This is a genomic window from Asanoa ishikariensis (assembly GCF_900107455.1).
GTDB classification, from domain to species: domain Bacteria; phylum Actinomycetota; class Actinomycetes; order Mycobacteriales; family Micromonosporaceae; genus Asanoa; species Asanoa ishikariensis.
In genome coordinates this window covers 249,636-271,315 of sequence record NZ_FNQB01000003.1, presented here as the reverse complement: position 1 = coordinate 271,315, position 21,680 = coordinate 249,636, and the positions used below count along the sequence as shown (strand labels likewise).

15 protein-coding genes are annotated in these 21,680 nt (G+C 69.9%); 5 read left to right on the top strand and 10 right to left on the bottom strand.

Features of this window, described 5'->3' with window-relative positions; genetic code table 11:
- Positions 1-12: 12 nt before the first annotated feature.
- Complete coding sequence (locus tag BLV39_RS25370) at positions 13-3,630, top strand: reprolysin-like metallopeptidase (RefSeq protein WP_239083482.1); 3,618 nt, start codon at positions 13-15, stop codon at positions 3,628-3,630.
- A gap of 56 nt (positions 3,631-3,686) precedes the next feature.
- On the top strand, positions 3,687-4,220 hold the full coding sequence (locus BLV39_RS25365) for a hypothetical protein (RefSeq protein ID WP_090798341.1): 534 nt from the start codon (positions 3,687-3,689) through the stop codon (positions 4,218-4,220).
- 141 nt (positions 4,221-4,361) lie between these two features.
- Here BLV39_RS25365 and BLV39_RS25360 read toward each other — a convergent pair whose 3' ends face one another.
- From BLV39_RS25360 to BLV39_RS25320, 8 genes are all read right to left on the bottom strand, one after another.
- On the bottom strand, positions 4,362-5,837 hold the full coding sequence (locus tag BLV39_RS25360) for a restriction system modified-DNA reader domain-containing protein (protein WP_143049880.1): 1,476 nt from the start codon (positions 5,835-5,837) through the stop codon (positions 4,362-4,364).
- Positions 5,756-8,941: an ATP-binding protein gene (locus tag BLV39_RS25355; RefSeq protein WP_239083483.1), complete on the bottom strand. Its 3,186-nt coding sequence runs from the start codon at positions 8,939-8,941 to the stop codon at positions 5,756-5,758. Before BLV39_RS25355 ends, BLV39_RS25360 begins: the two co-directional genes overlap by 82 nt.
- The gene (locus BLV39_RS25350; RefSeq protein ID WP_090798337.1) at positions 8,938-9,888 is read right to left on the bottom strand and encodes a MarR family transcriptional regulator; all 951 of its coding nucleotides are present in this window, start codon (positions 9,886-9,888) and stop codon (positions 8,938-8,940) included. The genes BLV39_RS25355 and BLV39_RS25350 overlap by 4 nt, the downstream gene beginning before the upstream one ends.
- A 6-nt stretch (positions 9,889-9,894) precedes the next feature.
- A complete protein-coding gene (locus tag BLV39_RS25345; RefSeq protein ID WP_090798335.1) occupies positions 9,895-10,977 on the bottom strand; it encodes an endonuclease domain-containing protein in 1,083 nt (360 codons plus the stop codon).
- Positions 10,978-11,653: 676 nt separating this feature from the next.
- A complete protein-coding gene (locus BLV39_RS25335; RefSeq protein ID WP_090798330.1) occupies positions 11,654-12,190 on the bottom strand; it encodes a hypothetical protein in 537 nt (178 codons plus the stop codon).
- A 24-nt stretch (positions 12,191-12,214) separates the two neighbouring features.
- A complete protein-coding gene (locus tag BLV39_RS25330) occupies positions 12,215-13,672 on the bottom strand; it encodes an MFS transporter (protein WP_090798328.1) in 1,458 nt (485 codons plus the stop codon).
- Between the two features lie 32 nt (positions 13,673-13,704).
- Positions 13,705-14,028, bottom strand: coding sequence for an ArsR/SmtB family transcription factor (locus tag BLV39_RS25325; RefSeq protein WP_176985074.1), 324 nt, complete (start codon positions 14,026-14,028; stop codon positions 13,705-13,707).
- A gap of 9 nt (positions 14,029-14,037) precedes the next feature.
- A complete protein-coding gene (locus BLV39_RS25320; protein WP_090798326.1) occupies positions 14,038-14,934 on the bottom strand; it encodes a LysR family transcriptional regulator in 897 nt (298 codons plus the stop codon).
- Positions 14,935-15,006: 72 nt separating this feature from the next.
- On the opposite strand from BLV39_RS25320, the gene BLV39_RS25315 reads away from it, so the two are divergent.
- Genes BLV39_RS25315 through BLV39_RS25305 form a run of 3 tightly spaced genes read left to right on the top strand, consistent with a single transcriptional unit; the run spans position 15,007 to position 19,912 of the window.
- Positions 15,007-15,921: an EamA family transporter gene (locus tag BLV39_RS25315; protein WP_090798324.1), complete on the top strand. Its 915-nt coding sequence runs from the start codon at positions 15,007-15,009 to the stop codon at positions 15,919-15,921.
- Positions 15,887-16,840, top strand: coding sequence for a serine hydrolase domain-containing protein (locus BLV39_RS25310; RefSeq protein ID WP_090798322.1), 954 nt, complete (start codon positions 15,887-15,889; stop codon positions 16,838-16,840). Before BLV39_RS25315 ends, BLV39_RS25310 begins: the two co-directional genes overlap by 35 nt.
- 33 nt (positions 16,841-16,873) lie before the next feature.
- Positions 16,874-19,912, top strand: a complete 3,039-nt coding sequence (locus BLV39_RS25305) for an AfsR/SARP family transcriptional regulator (protein WP_090798320.1) — start codon at positions 16,874-16,876, stop codon at positions 19,910-19,912.
- Here the strand turns inward: BLV39_RS25305 and BLV39_RS25300 are convergent.
- Together BLV39_RS25300 and BLV39_RS25295 are read right to left on the bottom strand one after the other, a co-directional pair.
- Complete coding sequence (locus tag BLV39_RS25300; RefSeq protein ID WP_090798318.1) at positions 19,867-20,634, bottom strand: ABC transporter permease; 768 nt, start codon at positions 20,632-20,634, stop codon at positions 19,867-19,869. The genes BLV39_RS25305 and BLV39_RS25300 overlap by 46 nt on opposite strands.
- Positions 20,631-21,590 carry an ATP-binding cassette domain-containing protein gene (locus BLV39_RS25295; protein WP_090798316.1) on the bottom strand — a complete coding sequence of 320 codons (960 nt, stop codon included), beginning with the start codon at positions 21,588-21,590 and terminating at the stop codon, positions 20,631-20,633. The genes BLV39_RS25300 and BLV39_RS25295 overlap by 4 nt, the downstream gene beginning before the upstream one ends.
- Positions 21,591-21,680 lie beyond the last annotated feature (90 nt).

Here is a 21,680-nt window from a genome sequence, read left to right as displayed (position 1 = left end):
AGATGAGTCCAGATGTCCGTGACCCGCACTGTCCACAATCGAGGCTCGGGCCACGGACGGCGGCGCGGACCGCTCGCCGCTGTCGTGGTCGCCGCGCTCGTGGCGGCACTGCTGCCGATGCTGGCGTCGACACCCGCTGCCGCCGCCCCGGCCGACCCGAAGGCGCCCTGGACCAGGGTCACCGGCAAGCCCGCGGCGGCCAAGGGTGCCCACCGGGTGGACGTCCGGGCCAAACGGGCCGCCACGCACACCCTCGACCGGGCCGCGCTGACGTCGACGTTGTCTTCCCGGGCGGGCTCGTTGGTGGTGTCACTCCCCACGCCGGCCGGCGGGTTCCAACGCTTCAGGCTGGCCGACTCGCCCGTCATGGAAGCCGGACTCGCGGCCAAGCACCCGGAGATCAAGACGTACGCCGGCAAGGGCATCGACGACCCGACCGCGACGATCCGGGCGGACCTGACGCCGTTGGGGTTCCACGCGTCCGTCCGTTCGCCGCACGGCGCGTGGTACATCGACCCGTACTACAACCAGGACCAGAGCCTGTACGCGAGCTACTACGGCCGGGACCTGACCGACAGCCACGGTGAGTTCGTCGAGCGCGAGGACGTCGCGACCGCGGCATCGGCCCTCGCCGACGAGGTCGCCGCGGTGGCCGGGGCACCGGTGTCCCTGCGCACCTATCGGGTCGCGTTGGTCACCGACCCGTCGTACGCCACCTTCTTCGGTGCCGACAACGTGACCGCCGCGAAGGTCACGTTGATGAACCGGGTGACGCAGGTCTACGAGGACGAGACCGCCATCCGCCTGGTCCTGGTCAACGACACCGACAAGACCAACCTGAACACCGCGGCGCTGGCGACCGAGCCCAACGGGCCGTGCGGCGCGTCGGCGTGCTTCACGCCGGCCCAGCTCACCGCATGCACCGGCGGGGCGCTCAACCGCAACCGGATCGTGCTCGGCCAGCTCGTCGGCGCCAGCAACTACGACGTGGGCCACCTCGGCCTCGGCGTCGCCGGCGGTGGTGTGGCCGGCCTCGGCGTCGTCGGCGGTGACGGCAAGGCGCGCGGCTGCACGGGCCTGCCCACCCCGGTCGGCGACTTCTACGCCGTCGACTACGTCGCGCACGAGATGGGCCACCAGTTCGCCGGCAACCACACCTTCAACGGCACCCAGCTCAACTGCTCCGGGGGCAACCGCAGCGCCGCGAACTCGGTCGAGCCGGGCAGTGGATCGTCCATCATGGCGTACGCGGGGATCTGCCGTCAGGACGACCTCCAGCCGCACAGCGACCCGTACTGGTCGCAGCGCAGCTTCACCGAGATCACGACGTACATCACGTCGAACCGTCCAGCGATCAACGAGGTGCAGACGGTCTCGCTGCGGGACTTCGACACGGACGGCGACTCGTTCACGCTCTCGTTCGACGGCGTCGCCTCCTCTCCTGTGGTGCGGGGTGTCGGGTATTCGCTGGCCGGGATCAAGGCGGCGATCGACGCGGTGTTGCCCGCCGGCACGACCGTCACCGTGGCGGCCTTCGGGGGCACGGGCACGTTGACCGACGTCGGCTTCCAGGTCACCTTCACGGGCGCCGCGAACGTCTCGGCGCTCGCCCTCACGGACCTGGTCGGTGCGTCCGGGTTCGTCGGCGAGACGGCCAAGGGCGGCCCGATCGACAACGGTGGCAACGTGGTCACGGAGACCGGCAACCACGCGCCGGTCGTGACGGTCCCGGCCGCCGTGACCATCCCGGTCCGGACGCCGTTCGCCCTCACCGGCAGCGCCATCGATGCTGAGGGCGACGCGGTGACTTACCTGTGGGAGCAGAACGACCGCGGCGGACTCTCCGGTGGCAGCACGGTCGGGACGGCGCTGGTCAACAACGTGAAGACGAACGGCCCGCTGTTCCGCCAGTTCGGCACGGCCGCGATCGTGTCCCCCACCGACACCCTCGAGTACTACTCCCCCGGCGAGAACGCGGTGTCTGTCGATCCGACGCGGGTGTTCCCCGATCTGGCACAGATCGCCGCGGGCAACACGAACGCGGCGACCGGCACCTGTCCCGCTGCGCCGCCACCGCCGACATCGGGCGGCTCCAACGTGCCGGCGGACGTCCGCGACTGCTACTCGGAGTTCCTGCCCACCGCGGACTGGGTCGGCTTCGACAACGACCGGACCATGCACTTCCGGCTCACGGCCCGGGATGGGCACTCCGGTGGCGGCGGCGTCGCCAACGCGGAGGTCGCGATCACGCTGGCGCCTTCGGCCGGGCCGTTCCTGGTCACCTCGCAGTCGGCGGCGACCACTGTCTCGGGTGGCGCGCCTCTGGCTTTGAGTTGGGATGTCGCGGGCACTGATGTCGCTCCGGTGAACGCGGCCAACGTGCGCATCTCGCTGTCCACGGACGGCGGGGCGACCTTCCCGTACGTGCTGGCCTCGAGCACGGCCAACGACGGAAGCGAGTCGGTCACGCTGCCGAACGTCGGCACGGCTGCTGGCCGAATCAAGATCGAGGCGGTCGGCAACATCTTCTTCGATCTCAGCGACGCGGACCTGACGATCAACGCGGCTCCGGTCGTGTCGTCCGACGCCCCTGCTGGCGGGGCGCACGTCCAGTACAGCGATGCCCTGTCTCCTGCGGTGACGGTGTCGGCTAGCGACGGGGACACCGCTGGCTCGGAGCTTTCCGCGACTGCTGCTGGCCTGCCGGCGGGCCTGTCGCTGGAGGTGGCGTCGACGTCCGGAGACGCTGTCCGACCTGGGACTCGGACCTGGACGGTGGCGGGCGCGACTTTGGCGGCCCCGGGCGCCTACCCGGTCACGGTCACGGTCGCCGACTCCACCGGCGTGGTGGGGTCCACGTCCTTCACAGTGGTGGTGTCACCTGAGAACGCCGAGGCGACGTACACGGGTGACACGCTCGGGTCTGGTGGTGTCACGGTCCTGCGAGCGACCGTCCGGGACAGCTCGGCGTTCGCGGCTGCGACCGACCGGACGCCGGGCGACGTACGCAACGCGACGGTGACGTTCACGGAGGGCGGGGCGACGCTGTGCAGCGCGCCGGTCGGTTTGGTGGGCGCCGCTCCTACGGTCGGGTCGGCGTCGTGCAGCGCGCCGCTTTCGCGGGGCTCGCACACCATCACGGTCTCGGTGGGTGGCTACTACGTGGGTGGCGACTCGGGGTTGGTCACGGTCGCCAAGTTGGGTTCCATCACCGGGAGCGGCAACATCCGCCCGCTCAGGTCTGCCGGCACGTATCCGGCCAGGCTTGGTTCGCAGGTCGACTTCACGCCGAAGAACGGGTCCGGCCAGGCGACGGTGCGGTTCCAGAGCGGCAGCCGCACGTACGAGATCCGGAGCACTTCGATCGAGTCGCTCGGGTCCAGCTCCGCCGGCGGGGTCGCTCGGGCTGACCTTCGGGCGAAGGCCAACCTCCACGACGTAACCGGTTCAACGCTGGTGGCCAGCGGGTTGACCCTGCAGGTGACGGTGAGCGACCGGGGCTCGCCGGGGTCTGCGGATTCGTTCGCGATCACCCTCTGGAACGGAAACACGCTGCTCTTCTCCTCCGAGTGGACAGGAGCCAAGAGCCAGGAACTCAGGTTGGCCGGGGGCAACCTCGTCGTTCGCTGAGGGACCTGGGACACCTTCGTCGTTTCGGCCTGCCGGTCGATCGGGTAGGTGAGGGCATGGATCGCAACGTGGTCAAGGTGCTGCTAGGCGCGTGGGAACGACCCGACTTCCGGGCCGGCCTGCAGCACCTGATCGACCTCGACGAAGTGACGTCCCTGCTCGCCGCGCTGGCGGTCGACGACCACGACGACGAGGTGCGGCGCCGTTCGATGGAGCTCCTACGGTCGGCGCTGGAGACCGCCGAGATCCGCCGCGCGGTGCTGCTGCTGATCGAGACCGACGACATCCGGCACAGCCTTGTCACAGCGATCTCGGACAACCTCGCCGACCGCCCTGGTCTGGCGTCGTCGGTTCGGTCCGCCCTGGACGATCCCGCCGTCCGGACCGAGACCCGGGAGGCCCTGGAGTCGCCGAAGATCCGGGCGCTGCTGTGGAAGGTGGCGGAGGACGAGTTCCGCGGCCACCGGCTCACGCTGGTCGGGCAGGTGACGCTCTTGCTCGTGCGGCACCGCCCCGCGCGCCGGCTGGTCTGGGCCTTGAAACGCCACGGCGTCATCCGCGAGCTGCGCCGCAAGGCGGCACCGAGCTGACTCCGCGAGCAGGTTCTCGTATCCGATCGAGTCGTTGAACTCCAACCCCACCAGAGACGTCCCGACGCTCCTGGCCGGCGGTTTGAACTCTCAGGTGACAGCGCGTGCCGGGGCGCTCCACCCTTGCTCTTCGTCGCGCGGTTAGTGCCGGCGGTAGCGGCGGATGAGGCGAAGGAAATTTCGCAGCTTGGCAACGTCAATGGGCTTCGGCGGATCCGGGTTGAAGTGCATGACGTTGTTCCGTACCTGGCGGATCTCGTCGAGCCTCTTGACGAACTGGGCCCGGTGCAGTGGCCAGCCCAACTGCTGCCAGCAGTCCGGACTCGCGAGAACGGCCTGGTACTGACCAACCGTCATGGTTTCCAACGACTTGAACCCAATCCCGGCGGAATTGCACGCGCCGCGGACGGTGTCCTCGTCGAAGGTGTTCACGATCAACTGGCGCAGCTCCTGGTCCACCTCGCCGATCAGGAAGAACGGGATGGCCGTGTCGTCGTACTTGCGTACCACGTCGGCGGCGGTGACGATTCCGCTGATCTTGCGGTCAAAGTCGCGGACGAAGATGAACTCGTTCTCCTGCAGCGTGGCGAGCACGTCGAGCAGGCGTCGGTCGTAGTCGAACACCTGGGCGGGATGCACAGCGTCGCTTATGGTCGCGTCGGCGTTCAGGTGCTTGGCCTCGGCGATCGACTTCCACGAGATCGCACCGTGCAGCGTGTACTGGTTGGCCAGGACCGCAACCTGTGAATAGTCGTTGATCTGCAGCATCGTGATTACTTCTTCGAACGACGCGGTCGGCGGAACCCATGCGAGTCTCAAGTCCTCCGACAAGAGGTTGCCCAGCGTCAGCCCGATGTCGACGCTCTCCTCGTCGATCGCGCCCGCAACCTTCGTCTCCGCCTCATCCGGCGCGGCACTGATCTCCTCGACACGGCGCTCGGGCAACTGCAACAGGCGCACGGTGCTGTCCAGACCGACCGCCCGAAAGTCCGGTGCGGTGGTCAGGTTGTGGTTGGCAAGGTCGGCCTCGACCTGAGCGCTGGCGGCGCGGTCGCGGTCAGTCAGGTCCCAGAGCGTGATCAGCTCGCGCACGGTCACGGATGTGGGCTCGCCAGCAGCCGCCTTCGCATGGGTGTCCTCCAAGAACGTGAACCGGCGGCGCACCAGGTCGTCCTTCGGAGTCGGTAGCTCGCTGTCCGCGCTTACCTCGTCAGCGACGGACTTCAGCAACTGCTGACGCAGTTGGTGCAGGGTCGGCCCGTGAAGGCCACGCCGCCAAACCGACCATCCAGGCACGGCGCGCACCCCGGCGGCCGCGGCGCCGGCCGCGGACGGCGTGTTGAACTCCCGCCCGTCAAGGAGTCGGAGCCGACCCCGCTCCGTCACCGTCGCCTCGTGCGGCGGCTCGCCGATGCGCTGGTGGTAGTAGAGGCCGTCGCCCGGTTTCAGGTACCCGGCGTCGATCAGGTCGACGATGCGGACCCGGCGGCCGTCGAGCATGTGTTCACGACGAGAGCGTTCCGAAGGCATGCGAGTCACTTTCTGTCGTGCTGACGGCGGGCACGCTCCAGAACCTCTTCCGGGGTCAGCGGAGCCTTGGGGTGGTGTGTCAGACACAGCGGTGTGCGGACCTTGACGAAGGAGAATCCCTCGCCAGCCGCGTAGAACTCGCCACTGCCCAACAGGCCGATGTCGGGCAGCCGGCCGCCCTTGGCCTGGGCCAGCTCGCGCGCCGCGTCGATCTGCGCCGGGGCGTTCAGCAGGCCGAAGAACTGCGTGGTGGCGTTGCCCGAGATCTGGTTGTGCAGGCCCTTCGGCGCCTGGGTGGCGAACACCAGGCCGAGGCCGTACTTGCGGGCCTGCGATGCCAACGTGATCGTGCTCGCCGTGGAGGCGGTCGTGCCGGTCGAGGGCGCCAGGGTCTGCGCCTCGTCCATGATGAACAGCCCGCCCAATGGCCGGTCGCCGGCCGGGTGCCGCTTGAGCCACGTGAACAGCGCCATCTGGAGCTGGTTGACGAACCCCTGCTTCTCCAAGTCGGACATGAGCCCGACAAAGCTGATCACCGAAACCCGCGCACGCTTGCCAGGAGGCGGCGTCAGCAGCACTCCCGGATCCGCCGACGAGCCCTTGCCGCCGAACAACGGGTCGTTCACCATCGCGGCCTTGAGGGTCTCGGACAGGTCGTGTGCGAGCTTGCCGGCTCTACTCATCCGGCTTACGTCCTCAGGCAGGTCGCCCAGGAAGTCCGTAAAGCCCTCCAGCCCGACGGTTCCGCCGCGGGCGTACGCCTGCAGTGCCTCGGTGAGCACCGCTTTGCCCTGCGCGGCGGACTTCGTGGCACCGCCGACGCCCGCGCGCGGGGCGAGCGCCTCCACCGCCGCCCGGACCGCTTGGTCGAACTCGTCCTGCGAATCACGGACGGGCGCGAAATCCGGCAACGGCTGGAAACTGAGCGGCCGGCCCCCGCTGACGCCGGGCGTCCACACGACGACGTCGGTGTGCTCCAGGTAATCGCGGGCGTGCTGGTCGTCCCCGGCCCTCCAACCAGCCGGTGGCTCGGGCCACGCGTCGCCGAGCCGGGCGAGATCGTTGTTAGGGTCGAGCACGATCGCCGAAACACCCTGCCGAGCGCACTCCTCGACCAGGCGCCGGATGAGCACGGTCTTGCCGGAGCCAGAGCCCGCAAAGATGACAGTATGCCGCCGCAGGGACTCCAGGTCCACGGCGAACGCGGTCTCTTCCCGCATCACCTGCCCGAGCAGGATCGAGCGACCGCCCCCTTTCGGTGGGGCTGGACTCGACGCCGCTGAGACGGGCGACGGCCGTTGAGCTGCGTCGGTCTCGGGGGACGGCAAAGGCACCGCGTCAGGTGCCAGCGGCGCGGCAGGTTCGCCGAACAGCTCCTGGAACAGGCGCGTGTTGCTGGCTGGGTTCCGGGAGACCAGCCACTCGCCGAACGAGGCGTGCGGAACCGTCTGCATGCGCCGCAACGCGTCGAACACCTTGAGGTCAGAGTCGCTGATCCTGTGCCACACGCCACCGTCCTGCAAGAACCTGTTCACGGTCTCCACGGTGCGCGTACCGCTTGGCCAGTCGCCCCGTCGCAATAGCACCAGCCGGCGCTGTGGAATCGCCCGGTCCAGGCCGGTCGCCGTGCAGGCGTTCTTGATCCGGGTGATGACCGCACGCGCATTGTCGTGGGCGATTGCACGAAAGCCCCAGTGCGCCTCGTTTTCCGTCGCCTCGTCGAGCACTTCGACGAGACGCGCGTGCAGGTCCGGCTTGGCGCTCGGTGGCGCGTCCTGCTTGTAGACGGCGCCGGTGGGCGACCGCTCGTCGATCCACGCACGCAAGCCCGCCGAGAGCAGCGGCGGCATCGCGACGTCCTCGCCGTGCTTGTGAAGGGCGACGCGTACGTCCGCGTCCTGCAAGAGCCGCTGGAACATGGCGTCCAACTCTTCGAGCGCAGACCCGTCCTCGATGCCCCGTTCCCGCTCCTTGTCCTCCTTGGACGTGTACGACTGTTCGGAAAACCGTTGCAACTCGGTGATTTCATCGTTGTCGAGGCAGCGGCGCAGGTGTTGGTCGACCCGACGGAGAAGGATCCTCGGGGTGAACCGGCGGGCTTCGTCGAACGCTGCCGGAAGGATCGGCCAGCTCGGGTAGTCCGCCGAGAGGTGGTGCGCACCGTAGACGTCGGCGAACCGCTTCTCCACGATCATGCGGGCAATCTCGGCGCTGTTGATCCGGTCGGGCAGCAGCGTCTCCCGGAAGCGATCGATGACCGGCCCGGGAGCACTGCGCTTCAGCAACTCCCAGGTGTCCGGCAGGCACGACATCACCACCACGGTGCGCTGCGTGACGTCGCGCAGGGTCAGTAGTCCATCGGCGACGAGGCCGACGGCCGCCGCCTGGCCGAACTCCAAGACCTCATCCCGGCTGGTCAGCGAGATGGCGCTCTGCGCGAACAGCGTGTCGAGCTGGTCGATCGCGATCACGCTGGGGCTCAGCGTCAACGCGATGAGCCGGGAGATGTCGCGGACGACTTCTTGCGGCTTCCGGACGTGCGGGGTGAAGCCCCATTCCGCACGGTCCGTCGGCTCGGCCGGTTCGGAGATGAGGTGGGCCAGGCCGACATCCTGTTGGTCGAAGTCGAGCGATCCGTAGAGGACCAGCGCGCGAGCGGTGTCCTGGCACTCGAGACCGACGGCTTTGTCGAACCGGCGCAGCCCGGCGATGAAGGCATCCATGTGTTCACGGGTGAGCGGGGCGTTGCCAACGACCGCGTCGCGGACCTCCGGCCGGATGCCCAGATACGGCGTGAGACGACGCAGGAACGTCTTGAGTTGCGTGCCCAGGCCGAGCGTCTCGCGGGCGAGCCCGCCGATGATGCCTTGGACCGTGCTCTCCCAGAACGTACGCCCGTTGATCATGCTCACGAGGAAGAAGTAGCCGCCGCCGTCAGCGCGCTGGATCGTCTCGCGTACCGCACCCAGCAGATGGGTCTTCCCCGAGCCGGCCCGCCCTTGCAGTGCGACGCCCAGCGGGGTCACGGTGTCGTCGCGCCGGGCTTTGCCGACGCCGCTGAGAATCTCCTTGACCGCCCGCTCGTGGAGCTCCGGCACGTCGTACGGCGACGGCCGCCAGATGTCCTCCGGAGTTGGCGCCGGGTTGAAGTGGAGTGCCTCCAGTGCGGACCGTTCGGCGGCCGGTATCACGGGTGGCCGATCGACAGAACGTGGTTGGCCTCGCCGCCGATATCGATGGCAGCGGCCCGGTCACGCGCGGTGAGCGCCTTGGTGTTGGCAACGGGAATGATCCGTACGCCGTCCTGGTCGAGCAGAGCCAGCAGCGCCCCGTCCACGTCGGCGCGCGACAAGCCGGGCAACTGATCGCGCAGATCGGCAAGGCCGACCCACTCGCCGGGTTGTCCAGCCAGCAGCGCGTACGCCTTCCGAACCACCGATTCGGCGTCCACGACCTCGGCAGCGCCGCCCTCAGCCGGAGCCGGCTGTCGCCGGAAGAACTCGCCGTGGCTGAGCTTGACGCCGTGGGTGGTCTGCAACTGTCCCAGCGACCGGTTGATGTTGCCGAGCAGGGTCAACAGAGTCCGAGTCGCCGACCTCGACTCCTTCGGCGGTTCCATCAGGTGCAGACTCCGAACCTGCGACCAGCCCTTGTCGGTCAGCTGGTGGGAGTAGGGCGCGTGCGACCGGTCGGTCTCCACGAGGCCGAGCGTTTGTTCCAGCTTCTTGTTGTCGGTGCCGGAGAGCGGGAATCCGGCGAGTTCCTTCAGCTCGTTGTTGTTCAGCTCGCGAGCCTCGGACATCAGCACCACCAGAACAAGAATCTGGTTCGGCGAGAGCTTCGGTATGGCGGAGTCGTACTTCGGGACGTCAGGCTTCGACGCCCGTGGCGGCTCTGGGTCGTTCAGTTGCAGGGCCACCGCCTGGCCCTTCGACGTGAGCTTGTGGGAAAACGGCCGGCTCGAACGAGTGGCCTCCACCAGCCCGAGCTCCTCCAATTTCCTACTGTTGGCGCCGGTGAGAGAAATGCCGAAACGGCTCTCCAACTCCTTGTTGTCGACCTCGCGCCCCTCGGTCAAGAGGGCCTTCAGCGCCTTGATCTGGGTCGGGGTCAGGGCCGAGAGGTCATCGGAGGGCATGGAAGCTCATTTCTGTCGAAGAGGACGGCGGCGAAGCAGCAGAAGATCCCTGATGACGTAGGCCGTGGCCGCGGGATCGGTCAGGACCTGGTCGTTGGTGAAGCGCAAAACGTCTTTGCCGAGCAGTTGCAGCCGGGCGTCGCGTTGGCGGTCGGAAGCGTATTTCAAACGTTCCCGATGGTCGTCGCCGTCGACCTCCACCACCAAACCGTCCGTCGGCCAGAAGAGGTCAAGTCGGTATTCCTTACCGAGGAGGTGCCAATCCAGCACCTCGTTCCAGCGGCGGCCTCGCGCCCACTCGTGTGGCGCGAGGGCACGCTCCAGTGCCTGCTCGGCAGCACTGTCCGCGCGCGGCTGGCCGGACAACGGCGGGTAGGTCAGCACCGGCGGAGCAGCAGCGACGGGACCCGGCCCGGCTGCAGCGACAGGACCCGGCCGCGGACCGGCCTCAGCGGCGAGCCGGGTCAAATAGACCGGCAACGTGATCCGGACGGAAGGGATGCGGTCCACGCTCCGAAGAGGTGTGCCGGTCAACCACACCGTGAACCGACCGTGCTGGGCGAGCCACTCCGCCGCAGCGGCCAGGGCGCGCTCGCCGTCCGGCGTCAGACCATTCGGAACGTCGGTGTGCAGCGCCACGGACTCCCGGCCGTAGACATCGGCAACGATAAGGGCCAGGCCTCGAGCCCGAACTTCGGCGGGAAACCGTGACCGCCCGGCAGCCAGATCGTCGCGCAGGGCACGTTCGGCGGTGGCGGCGAGGAAAGGCCCGAAGTGATCCGAGCGAGCGGCAACCCCGGCCGCAAGGGCGCGAACAGCGGCGATGCCCAGTTTGGTCGGCCCGTCCAAGTGTTCGGCACCTGGCAACCAGCGCGGAAAGAGCTCCAACACGGCCCGGTCCAAGGCGTCGAGGAAGGCGTTGACGTACTGCCCGACCCGCTGCCCTGGCGCCGGCCGAAACCTGATGATGGCCGGAGCACCGGCCGGCAATGGATCGAACCCCAGACTGAGAAGCGCGGGGTCGACGTCGGCCAGATAGCTGACCTGGCCGAGCGGCGGCTTGGTCCACCACCGCTCCCCCAGGGTCACGATCCTCGACCGTACACGGAGATATTGATCGCTACAGTCGGCTGTTTGCCCGAGACCGTTCTGGCCCGCCGCGTTCTTGTCTTTCCCGGCAGGCGTGTGCTTCATTGCCAAGAAGGCGACGTGATCATTTCCGGGTGGCGGATGGCGTTAGTTCGAACGATGCCCCGAAGGAGAGATGTGACGGCGCTTGCGACACTGCTCAACGCATGCCGCCCAGCCGATGCCGGACTCAGACGCTCGCTGCCCATGATGGAAGCAATCGCCATCGAGACGCGCCGCAGGAACGGATGGTCTTCGTTCGCATATCACCCGGGTGCGCCAGTCGACATTCCCCTGTCCGAAGTAGAAATGTCTCTGTACGGTTCTATCGACGCGGATTCGCCTCGACGCCGGCCGACCCCGGGCATCGAGGTGAATCCTCGATCCGGTTCTCGCGCCCGCTAACTGGCCACCCTCGACGCAACACAGGTGGCGGCGGCGGCAGGCCGGGCTCGGGCAACGCTCGTCATGGAGGTCGCCGCGGTCGCAGTCGAAGTCCTCGTGCTCGTCCACCAGCGTGACGAGGACGTCCACTCCTCGACCGTCGCTCTCGTCACCACGGACGGGTGGTCAGCGGCGAAGCGCTCCCGCAGCCACGGATCAGGACCGTGGTCGGTCGTCCAGAGCGACTTGACGATCATCGACTCTTGAGGCAGATGAACGGGCCGCGTACGCCCGCGCTGTACCGTTCAGCCGCGGCCAGGGCGCTCATCACCCGCCGTCGTGGTGACAGCCCCGCGTCCGCCGTCGCGTACAACGCGCCCAAGGCGATCTGTTCCCCAGACCCTACGGCGGCGAACCCGTCCGCGGCCTTGGCCACCTGGTAGTCGTCGTGGATCGCGAACAGTGACCCTCGCACGGCCACCAGGAACGTGCCACCCTCCTCGCGCTCGTTCTCCTTGGCCGCCCAGCCGCCCGTCTTGAGGCAGTCACGCAGTGCGTCGATGAAGGTTGTCGACATGAAGGCGTCCAGGTCGCCGGTCGGCTTGGGGAGGGTCAACGAGTAGCGGATGAGTTGGCCCATCCGGAACGAGGTCGTGAAGCCGAACAGGTAGCGCTTCTTGCGGAACACTTTGGCGTCGGCCCGCACCGTCAGGCTCATGCCGGAGACCCCGGCACTGTCACCTCCGATGTAGACCGAATCTGACTCCACCAGCCCCACGATCGCCGTCATGAGAAGACGATGGCAGCACGACGGTCAGCGGGCCAGACCCGGGACACCGACCACGGCCGCCTCCGCGTACGACTCCTCGTCTCTGAGAGGGAGAGCCGCTACGTGCTGGTGGTTGCGTGGCACCAGGAGCGCGGCCAGGGCGGCGCCGACGCAGGCCAGGCCCAGCACCGCGAACCCGATGCTGTAGCCGCGTTCCGTGGGCAGGCCGCTCGGCAGCACGTGCGCACCGACGATGCTCGCCATCACGGCCGCGCCCATCGCGCCGCCGATGCTGCGGATGTTCGCGTTCATGCCGTTCGCGGCGCCGGTCTGGTGCGCGGGTACCGCGGCCACGATCACGTTGGACATCGTCGCGAAGGCCGCTCCGAAGCCGATGCCGAGGAGGGCCATCGACACGAGGATCTGCCATTGCTGGCCGTGGGCCAGGGTGAGGAGGGCGAACGAGCCGACCGCGAAGACCGTGCCGCCGACGAGTACGCCCTTGGCGCCGTAGCGGTGGGTCAGGCGCGGTGCGGCCAGGCCCGAGACGAACATCGTCACGCTCAGCGGCAGCATCAGCAGGCCCGCCCGGGTGACGCTGGCGCCGAAGCCGTAGCCAAGAGACGGAGAAGTCTGCATGAACGCCGGCAGGAAGCCCATCAGGCCGTACATGCCGATGCCGAACAGCAGCGCCACCAGGTTGGTGGTCCAGACCGCGGGGGCGCGCATCATCCGCATGTCGATGAGCGGGCTCGCCGAGCGGGTCTCCAGGACGACCCAGGTCACGAGGAGCACGACGGCGGCCGCGAGCAGGCCCAGCACTCGCAAAGAACCCCAACCCCACGATGCCGCCTCGGTCAGCGCGACCAAAAGGCTGACCAGCCAGAGCGCCAGCAGCGCCGAGGCGGTCCAACTGAACCGGCCGGGTGCGCGCGACTGTGAGGCGGGGATGCGGAAGTAGGTGGTGACCGCGGCGATCACGACCGCGATCGCGGGCAGCCAGAACAGGGCGCGGTAGCCGAGGAGGTCGACGATCGGACCGGCCAGGACGATGCCGAGGCCGGCGCCGATCGCGAGCAGCGCGGCGATCAGGCCGACGGCGGGGGCGACCCGTTCGCGCGGCAGCTCGTCGCGGACGATGCCGAACGCCAACGGCAGCACACCGCCGCCGACTCCCGAGAGGGCGCGGCCTACCAGCATCACAAAGATGTTCGGTGCGACGGCCGAGATCAGGGCGCCGGCGGCCAGGGCGATCAGGGCGACGAGCAGCACCTTGTCCTTGCCGGCCCGGTCGCCGAGGCGGCCCAGGATCGGCGTGAAGATCGACGCGGAGAGCAGGTTGGCGGTGAGCACCCAGGTGACCGTGCTCTGCGTCGTGCCCAGGTCCTGCTGGATCACCGGCAGGACGGGGGCGATGAGCGACTGGATCAGCGCGTACGACACGACGCCCAGGAGCAGCACGGGAAGGATCAGGCGCGTGTCGCGCTTTTCATGAGCAGGCACGGTACGAACGTACGCGTACCCTCGAACTCAGCTCAACCGACTGTGAGCGGGGCAACCGCCGCGAGGACCGCGTCCAGCAGGCCCGGGAAGCGGGCGTCGAGGTCATCGCGGCGCAGGCCGGCCCGGAACTCGCGCCCGTTGCGCTCCACGCCGACCACGCCGCTGTCGCGCAGCATCCGCCAGTGGTGGGTCGCCGTCGACTTGGGCAGGTCCGGCAGGAGCTCGCCGCAGGTGAACCTGAAGTCGGTCGTCGTCGCGAGCTGGGCGACGACGCGCTGCCGGATCGGATTCGACAGCGCCTCGAGGACGCGCGAGATGTCCAACTGCTCCCGGCTGGGCTGCGGCATCGTCGTCATGGTACGAGCCTACCCGTACGATCGTGCCCATGATTCGCGCAGCGCCGCCACCGTCTCCTGGAGGGCCGGGCGCGCGGCCGAGGCGGCCCGCCACGCGACCGTCACCCGCCGGGTCGGCCGGGGCGCGACGGCCAACGTGACCACTCCGGCCGGCAGCGTCGGTCGGGCCAGCCGGGGCAGCATCGCCACGCCGAGGCCCGACGCGACCAGGGTCAGTTGGGTCTCGAACTCGCCGACGAGGAAGTCCGGCTCGACGCCGGGCAGCACCCGCATCAGCCACTCGTAGCAGATCGCGCCCGGCGGAGCCGCGATCCACCGCTCGCCGAAGAGTTGGTCCCGGCGCACCGGTCCGGCCGTGGACGCCAGGCGGTGGCCCGTCGGGACGACCAGGTCGGCGACGTCGAGGCCAAGCTCCTCGGTCGCGATTCCGGCGGGCCAGGTCAGCGCGGCCTCGGGCCAGTCGTCGAGCACGGCCAGGTCGACGTGGCCGCGCTGGAGCAGGTCGAGCGCGTGGTGCGGGTCGCCCTCGACCAGGCCCGTACGCAGGTCCGGGTGGTCGGCGGCCAACCGGTGCAGCGCGTGGGGCAGCAGCCCGCGGCACGCGGTGGCGAACGCCGCGATCGTCACCCGCCCGGTGACGGTGTCCCGTTGCGCGGCCAGCGCCGCCTCGGCCTCGTCGAGCGCGGCCAGCACCTTGGCGGCGTGGGTGGCGAGGACCCGGCCCGCCTCAGTCAGCCGGATCCGCCGGCCGTCCTTCTCGACCAGTGTGGCGCCGGTCTCCCGCTCCAGTTTGCCGAGCTGCTGCGACACCGCGGACGGCGTGCAGTGCAGTGCCGCGCTGGCCGCGAGAACTGTCCCATAGCTGGCCACGGCGTCGAGCGCACGCAGCCGACCGACCTCGATCATGTAGCGAGACTACCTGGACGATGAAGAAAGCATCGCTGGTGCTAAACCATCCGCAGCAAAGACGATAACGTCGTGAAACCACGCGACATCGCCCTCGCCGTCGGGGTGGCCGCCCTCTGGGGTGTCAACTTCGTCGTCATCCGGGTCGGGCTCGACCACTTCCCGCCGCTGCTGTTCAACGCCCTGCGGTTCACCCTCGCGGCGGTGCCGGCGGTCTTCTTCGTCGGCCGGCCCCGGGTGCCGTGGCGCTGGATCCTCGCCGTCGCCCTGGCCCTCGGCGTCGCCAAGTTCTCGCTGCTGTTCGCCGGCATGGCGGCGGGGATGCCGGCCGGCCTCTCCTCGCTCGTCCTCCAGAGCCAGGCGATCTTCACGGTCCTGCTGGCCGTGTTCCTGCTCAAGGAGCGACCCGGGCGACGCCGGATCGCCGGCCTGGCGGTCGCCGCCGTCGGCGTGGTGGTCGTGGCCGTCGGCGTCGGGGACGACCTGCCCGGCGGCGCCTTCGCGTTGGTGATAGCCGCTGCCGCCGCCTGGGGTCTGTCCAATGTGGCCACGAGGAAGGCCGGTGCCACGGACATGCTGCGCTTCATGGTCTGGGTCAGCGCGCTCGCGTCGCCCTGGCTGATCCTGCTCTCCCTCCTGGTCGACGGGCCCGCCAAGGACCTCGAAGCACTGCGGGAGGTTACACCGAGCGCCGTCTTCGCCGTGCTGTTCGTCGCCGGCGCGGCCACTCTGGGCGGCTTCGCCGCCTGGGGACACCTGATCAGCCGGTACGGCGCCTCCACCATCGCGCCGTTCGCGATGCTGGTGCCGCTGTTCGGCATCGCCAGCGCCGCCCTGCTCCTGGACGAGCCGGTGCGTCCCACCGACGTACTCGGCGGCCTGCTGGTGATCGGCGGTGTCCTGGCCGGGCTCGTGTCGACGGCGTCCACGGGCGTAGGGCAAGATCCATTGAGTGAATCTCCAGGACGCGCTCGCGCGGCGCGCTGACCTCCGCGACGTACCCTCCATTGTGGTCGGTGTTTCCGCGGGCGGCACGAGAAGCGTGGCCGCCCGCGACGCGGAGGTGGACGCCTGCTTCCGGATCGCGTCGTTGACCAAGACGTTCACGTCCGCCGTGCTGGGGCTGGCCCTGATCGAGCGGGGCATCGCGCTCCACACGCCGGCCATCGACCTGCTTCCCGCCCTCGCGCGCGACTGGCGGGCCGATCGGAGCCTCACCGTCGAGCAGATCCTCGGGCAGGTGTCCGGACTACGCGAGTCCGTGGACGCGTCGGCCGTGGCCGGCCTGGGCGACGGCACCTTCGCGCTCCAGGAGGCCGCCCGGCTCGTGGTCCGCGCCGGCAGCGAGCGCCGCCCCGGGGAGCGCTGGTCCTATAACAACGGCAACTACTTCCTGGCCGGCACGCTGCTGGAGGCCGTGACCGGCACGTCGTACGAGCTGGCCCTGCTCATGAACCTGCTGCGGCCCTGGCAGCTCGACGGCACCGGTTTCGACCCGTCCTCGCGCGGGCCGGTCATCAGCCGGGACGGCGCGACCGACTACCCCCGCGGCCGCCGCCCCAGCGGGGGTCTGTGGTCGCGTGTCCCGGACCTGCTGACCTTCGGCGAGCGAGTCATCGGCCACCCGACCCTGCTGGCGGAGACCCGGCGACCACGGACGGCTCCGGACGACCCGATGGCGTACGGCCTGGGCTGGGCGCTCGGTCCCTCGGGCCAGCTTTTCGTCAACGGCCGTCTGCCGGGTTACCGAGCGGCCATGCTGATGGTCCCGGACCAGGACTTCGTGGCCGTCGTCCTGGCCGATGACGAGCGGGCGCTGCCCGCCCTGGCCCGCCTGCTCAGCGACCTCCAGCGGCCCCTGACCGGCGACGACCTCAGCGCGGCCATCGACGGTTTCGCGGCCTGAGGCGCACGCCGCACCCTGGCTAGACTCTCGTGAGTGACGGTCGAGCTGGTCCTGCTGCCGCGGGTGGCCTACCGGGGGCAGGAGATCACCGGTTCTGGCCCCCGGAGCCTGCTCGCCCTCCTGGCCGACTCACCGCGCACGGGCAGCAGCACCAACCGGCTCGTCGAGGACCTGTGGCCGCAGAAGCGCCCCGACCACCCGGCCAAGGCCCTGCAGATCCTGGTGTCCCGGCTGCGGGCGCGGCTCGGGCCTGAGCTCATCGCGTCCACACCCACGGGCTACCGCCTCACGCTGAGCCCGGACCAGATCGACGCGTCGGCCGTGCGGCTGCACGCGGAGGCGAGCGAGCGGGCGGCCCGCGCGGGGGAGCATGCCGGCGCGCTCCGGGAAGCCGAGGCCGGCATCGCGCTCTGTGCCGGCGTGACCGCCGACCCGGGAGACGACCCGCTGGCCGCCCTGCGTGCCGCCCGGGTGCCCGTTCTCCACGCGCTGGGGCGGGCTCGCGCGCTCGCGCTGGCCCGGCTGGGTCGACCCGCCGAGGCCGTCGAGCCGCTCCGGGAGCTGGCCGCCGCGCACCCGCGCGACGAGGAGGTGCTGGCCGAGCTGCTGCGCTGCGAAGCGGTCCCGGAAGCCCTAATCCGGTACGACGCGTACCGGCGCGCACTGCGTGCGGAGCTGGGCAGCGACCCCGGGCCGGCGCTGCGGGACGTCTACCAGGGCCTGCTCGCCAGCGACGCGCCGACCGTCCGGCAGGGCGTGTCGGAGGAGCCCAACCCGATGCTCGGCCGGGACAAGGACGTCGCCGCCGTGGCCGACCTGCTGCGTACCTCCAGGGTGGTCTCGATCGTCGGGGCCGGCGGACTCGGCAAGACCCGGCTCGCCAATGCCGTCGCCCGGCAGGCGGAGCAGCGGACGGTGCACGTCGTCGGGCTCGCGGGTGTGGCGGCCGACGCGGACGTGGCCGGCGAGGTGGGCTCGGCACTGGGGGCGCGGCCGGCGGGTTCGGCACACGCGATTCTCGACGCTCTCGGACCCGGCGCCGCGCTGCTGGTGCTGGACAACTGCGAGCACGTGGTGAACGGCGTCGCCGAACTGGTGCGCGCACTGGTGTCGACGAGCCGGGACGTGCGGGTGCTGACCACCAGCCGGGCGCCGCTGCGCCTGGCGGCCGAGTCGGTGTACGCGCTGCCGTCGCTGGACCTCCCCACCATGGTCGAGCTGTTCGGCCAGCGCGCGCGGGCGACGCGGCCCGACGTCGACCTGCCGCCGGCGGTGGTGGCCGAGCTGTGCACCCGGCTCGACGGGCTCCCGCTGGCGGTCGAGCTCGCGGCGGCCCGCGTACGCGTGATGTCCGTGACCGAGATCGCCCGGCGGTTGGACGACCGCTTCGAGCTGTTGCGCGGCGGCACCAGGGACGCCCCGGACCGGCACCGCACGCTGCACGCCGTCATCGACTGGAGCTGGCACCTGCTCGCGCCCTCGGCCCAGGCGGCGATGCGCACGCTGTCGGTGTTCCCGGGTGGCTTCACCGCTGCCGCGGCCCGGCACGTGCTGGGCTCGGACTCCGTCCTGGAACAACTTGTCGACCAGTCGTTGCTCCGGCTTACCGAGGGGGCGTCCGGCACCCGCTTCCGGATGCTGGAGACCGTGCGCGAGTTCAGCAGCGCCCGCCGGGAGGAGGCCGGCGAGACCGCCGCGGCCGTCGACCGTTTCCTCGGCTGGGCCGGCGACGCCGACGTGTGGTGGGCACCCGACGCGCTCGGTCTGCCCGATGTGGACAACGTGCGCAGCGAACAGGACAACCTGCTCCAGGCCCTGCGCCACGGGCTCGACCGGCAGGACGGCGCGAGCGTCACGGCGACCGCGGCGTGGCTCGGGAGCCTCTGGGTCACCGAGTCCAACTTCACCCGCCTCGTCGCGCTGACCAGGGACACGACCTGGGTGCTGTCCCACTTCCGGCCTGGCCCCGACCTCGTCGAGGCGACCCGGATGGCCGCCGTGCTGAACGCGATGATCGGGTTCGTGATGCCGGACGCGAGCCCGCTGCGCGCCCTGGCCGTCCTGCGGCGGCTGCCGGCCCCACCGCCGGACAACCCGATCCGGGCCATCGACCTAGCGCTGCGGGCCCGTGACACGGCGGCGTTGGAGGCACTGGCCGGGGCCGACTCACCACTGCTGGCGGCCATGGCCAACTACGTGCTCAGCTACCGGTGGGAGCAGGCCAACGAGCCGGAGTTGGCGCTGGCGGCGGCCCGGCGGATGCTTGCCCACCTCCAGGCCGACGACATGGAGATGATCCGGGCGCTGGCCCACAGCCGGGTCGGCGAACTGTGCCTGATGGTCGAGCCGGGCGAGGCGGCCTATCTGCACATCTCGGCAGCGTTGGAAACGGCCGAGCGGCTGGGCTGGTCCACGATGACCCGCGGCCGGTGGGCGCTGGCGCAGGCCAATCTCCAGCGCGGCGCATGGGACGAGGCCGAACGCGAGCTCGTTGCGGCTACCCAGGATCGCGGCGACGACCCGGTCGACGCCGCACGCTTCGAGCTGTGCGCCCGGGCGCAGATCCAGTTGGGCCGCGGTGACATCGACGGCGGCCTGCGCCTATGGCGGCAGGCGGCGGGCCCGGCCGACCCCGCCAGTTTCGGCACGGAGTTCGGTCTGTGGCCCTTCGAGGTCGAGGCCGGCGCGGTACTCGTACACGCGCACTACGGCCGCCTCGGCGAGGTCCAGGACATTGTGGACGCACTGCCGGAGATGCTGTCCGGGTTGCTGCCGACCGCGCCACCGATCATGTTGCCGGTGTGCGGGACGCTGCTGACGGCCATGGCGGTGGCCTCGTCCGGCCCCGAGGCGGCGCGGCTGATCGCTCTGGCTTCCCGGTTCGGCATGGTCCGCGGGCTGCGGCCGGACCTGACCCCGGAACTGGTCGCGTCCATCGGGCGACAAGCTGACGGGCCGGCGTACGACGAGGCGGTCTCGTCGTACGCCGGCCTGGGCTCTGCGGACCTGAAGTCGGAGGCGCTGGCTCAGGTCACCGGATCCCGGCGGAACAGCAGCCGCGCCCAGCCGTAGCCGGCCACCGTGAGCCCGACGCACCAGAGCACGGCGACGATGCCGTGGTTGTCGACGGGCGTGCCGAGCAGCAGAGCGCGCATCGCGTCGATGATCGGCGTGAACGGCTGGTGGGTGGCGAACCACCGCACGGCCCCGGACATCGAATCCGGCGGCACGAACGCACTGCTGACGAACGGCAGAAGCTGGACCGCGAACAGGAACGGCGTCGTGCCCTCGGGCGACTTGGCGGCCAGGCCGACGGCCACCGCGAGCCAGGTCAGGGCGAGCGTGAACAAGGCGACGAGCCCGACCGCGGCCAGCCATTCGCTCACGCCGGCGTCGGGGCGGTAACCCAGCAGCACGGCGACACCGACGACCAGCACGGAGCTCACCAAGGTGCGGGCGGTGGACACGATCACGTGCCCGGTGAGCACCGACGTGCGGGAGATCCGCATCGTGCGGAACCGGGAGATGATGCCGGAGGTCACGTCCTGGTTGACGGCCATGGCGGTCTGGCTGGCCCCGTACCCGACGGCCATCAGCAGAATGCCGGGCACCAGGTAGTCGATGTAGTCGTCACCCTGGACGGCCGCTCCCAGCCCGATGTTGAGCGCGCCGCCGAAGATCCCGACGAACAACAGAAGCATGAACACCGGCAGCGCGATGGTCATGATCACCACGACGGGGTTCCGGCGCGTATGCCGGACGTTCCGCCGCACCATCGTCATCGCGTCGCTCATCGGACCGCCTCCTTCTCCGCCGTCGGGTGCCCGGTGAGGGCGAAGAACACATCGTCAAGATCCGGCGTGTGTACGGAGAGGTCCTCGACCTCGATGCCTTCTCGTTCGAGCTGGTCCAGCAAGTTCCGCAGCGCGCGTACACCGCCGTCGCTGGGCACTTCCAGAGTGAGTGCGTCGTCGTCCCTGGTCGCGTCTTGGAAGAGGCCCGCGGCTGCGCTGACCTGGGTGAGGTCGGCGAACCGCAGCCGGACGTGGCCACCGGGCAGCCCTCGCTTCAGCTCCTCCGCGGTGCCGACGGCGACGACCTTGCCCTGGTCGAGCACGGCGATGCGATCGGCGAGCTCGTCCGCCTCGTCCAGGTACTGGGTGGTGAGGAAGATCGTGACACCGCTCGCCACCAGGCTGCGGATCGTCTCCCACATGGTGCGGCGGCTGCGGGGGTCCAGGCCGGTGGTCGGCTCGTCGAGGAAGATCACCTGTGGGTCGCCGACGAGGGTCATCGCCAGGTCGAGCCGGCGCCGCATGCCGCCGGAGTAGGTCGACACCACCTTCCGGGCCGCGTCGGTGAGGTCGAAGCGGTCGAGCAGCTCGGCGGTGCGGCGACGGCCCTCGGCCCGGCCGAGGTGGTGCAGGTCCGCCATGAGGACCAGGTTCTCCTCGCCGGTGAGCAGGTCGTCGACGGCCGAGAACTGCCCGGTGACGCCGATCGCTCCCCGTACCTCGTCGGCTTCCTTGACCAGGTCGTGCCCGGCGACGCGAGCCTGACCACCGTCGGCACGGATCAACGTCGACAAGATCCGCACAGCGGTGGTCTTGCCGGCCCCGTTGGGCCCGAGCAGGGCGAAGACGGTGCCGCTGGCGACCTCGAGATCGACCCCGTCCAGCACCACCTTGTCGCCGAACGCCTTACGCAGCCCGGTCACCTCGACCGCCGCCCCTGATGGCACGCGTGTCATGCCAGTCCTCCCGTTACCGCGGCCCGATCGGCCACGCCTGAGAGGAAGACTGCGGCGACCCGGTTTCACCCTGGCTTCACCACGGTGTCT

Bases quoted from the DNA above. Each gene is read 5' to 3' on its own strand.
- BLV39_RS25320 (WP_090798326.1), bottom strand. From the start codon at position 14,934: ATGATCGAGGTCGGTCGGCTGCGTGCGCTCGACGCCGTGGCCAGCTAT.
- BLV39_RS25335 (WP_090798330.1), bottom strand. From the start codon at position 12,190: ATGACGGCGATCGTGGGGCTGGTGGAGTCAGATTCGGTCTACATCGGA.
- BLV39_RS25325 (WP_176985074.1), bottom strand. From the start codon at position 14,028: ATGACGACGATGCCGCAGCCCAGCCGGGAGCAGTTGGACATCTCGCGC.
- BLV39_RS25295 (WP_090798316.1), bottom strand. From the start codon at position 21,590: ATGACACGCGTGCCATCAGGGGCGGCGGTCGAGGTGACCGGGCTGCGT.
- BLV39_RS25300 (WP_090798318.1), bottom strand. From the start codon at position 20,634: ATGAGCGACGCGATGACGATGGTGCGGCGGAACGTCCGGCATACGCGC.
- BLV39_RS25365 (WP_090798341.1), top strand. From the start codon at position 3,687: ATGGATCGCAACGTGGTCAAGGTGCTGCTAGGCGCGTGGGAACGACCC.
- BLV39_RS25370 (WP_239083482.1), top strand. From the start codon at position 13: ATGTCCGTGACCCGCACTGTCCACAATCGAGGCTCGGGCCACGGACGG.
- BLV39_RS25350 (WP_090798337.1), bottom strand. From the start codon at position 9,888: ATGCCCTCCGATGACCTCTCGGCCCTGACCCCGACCCAGATCAAGGCG.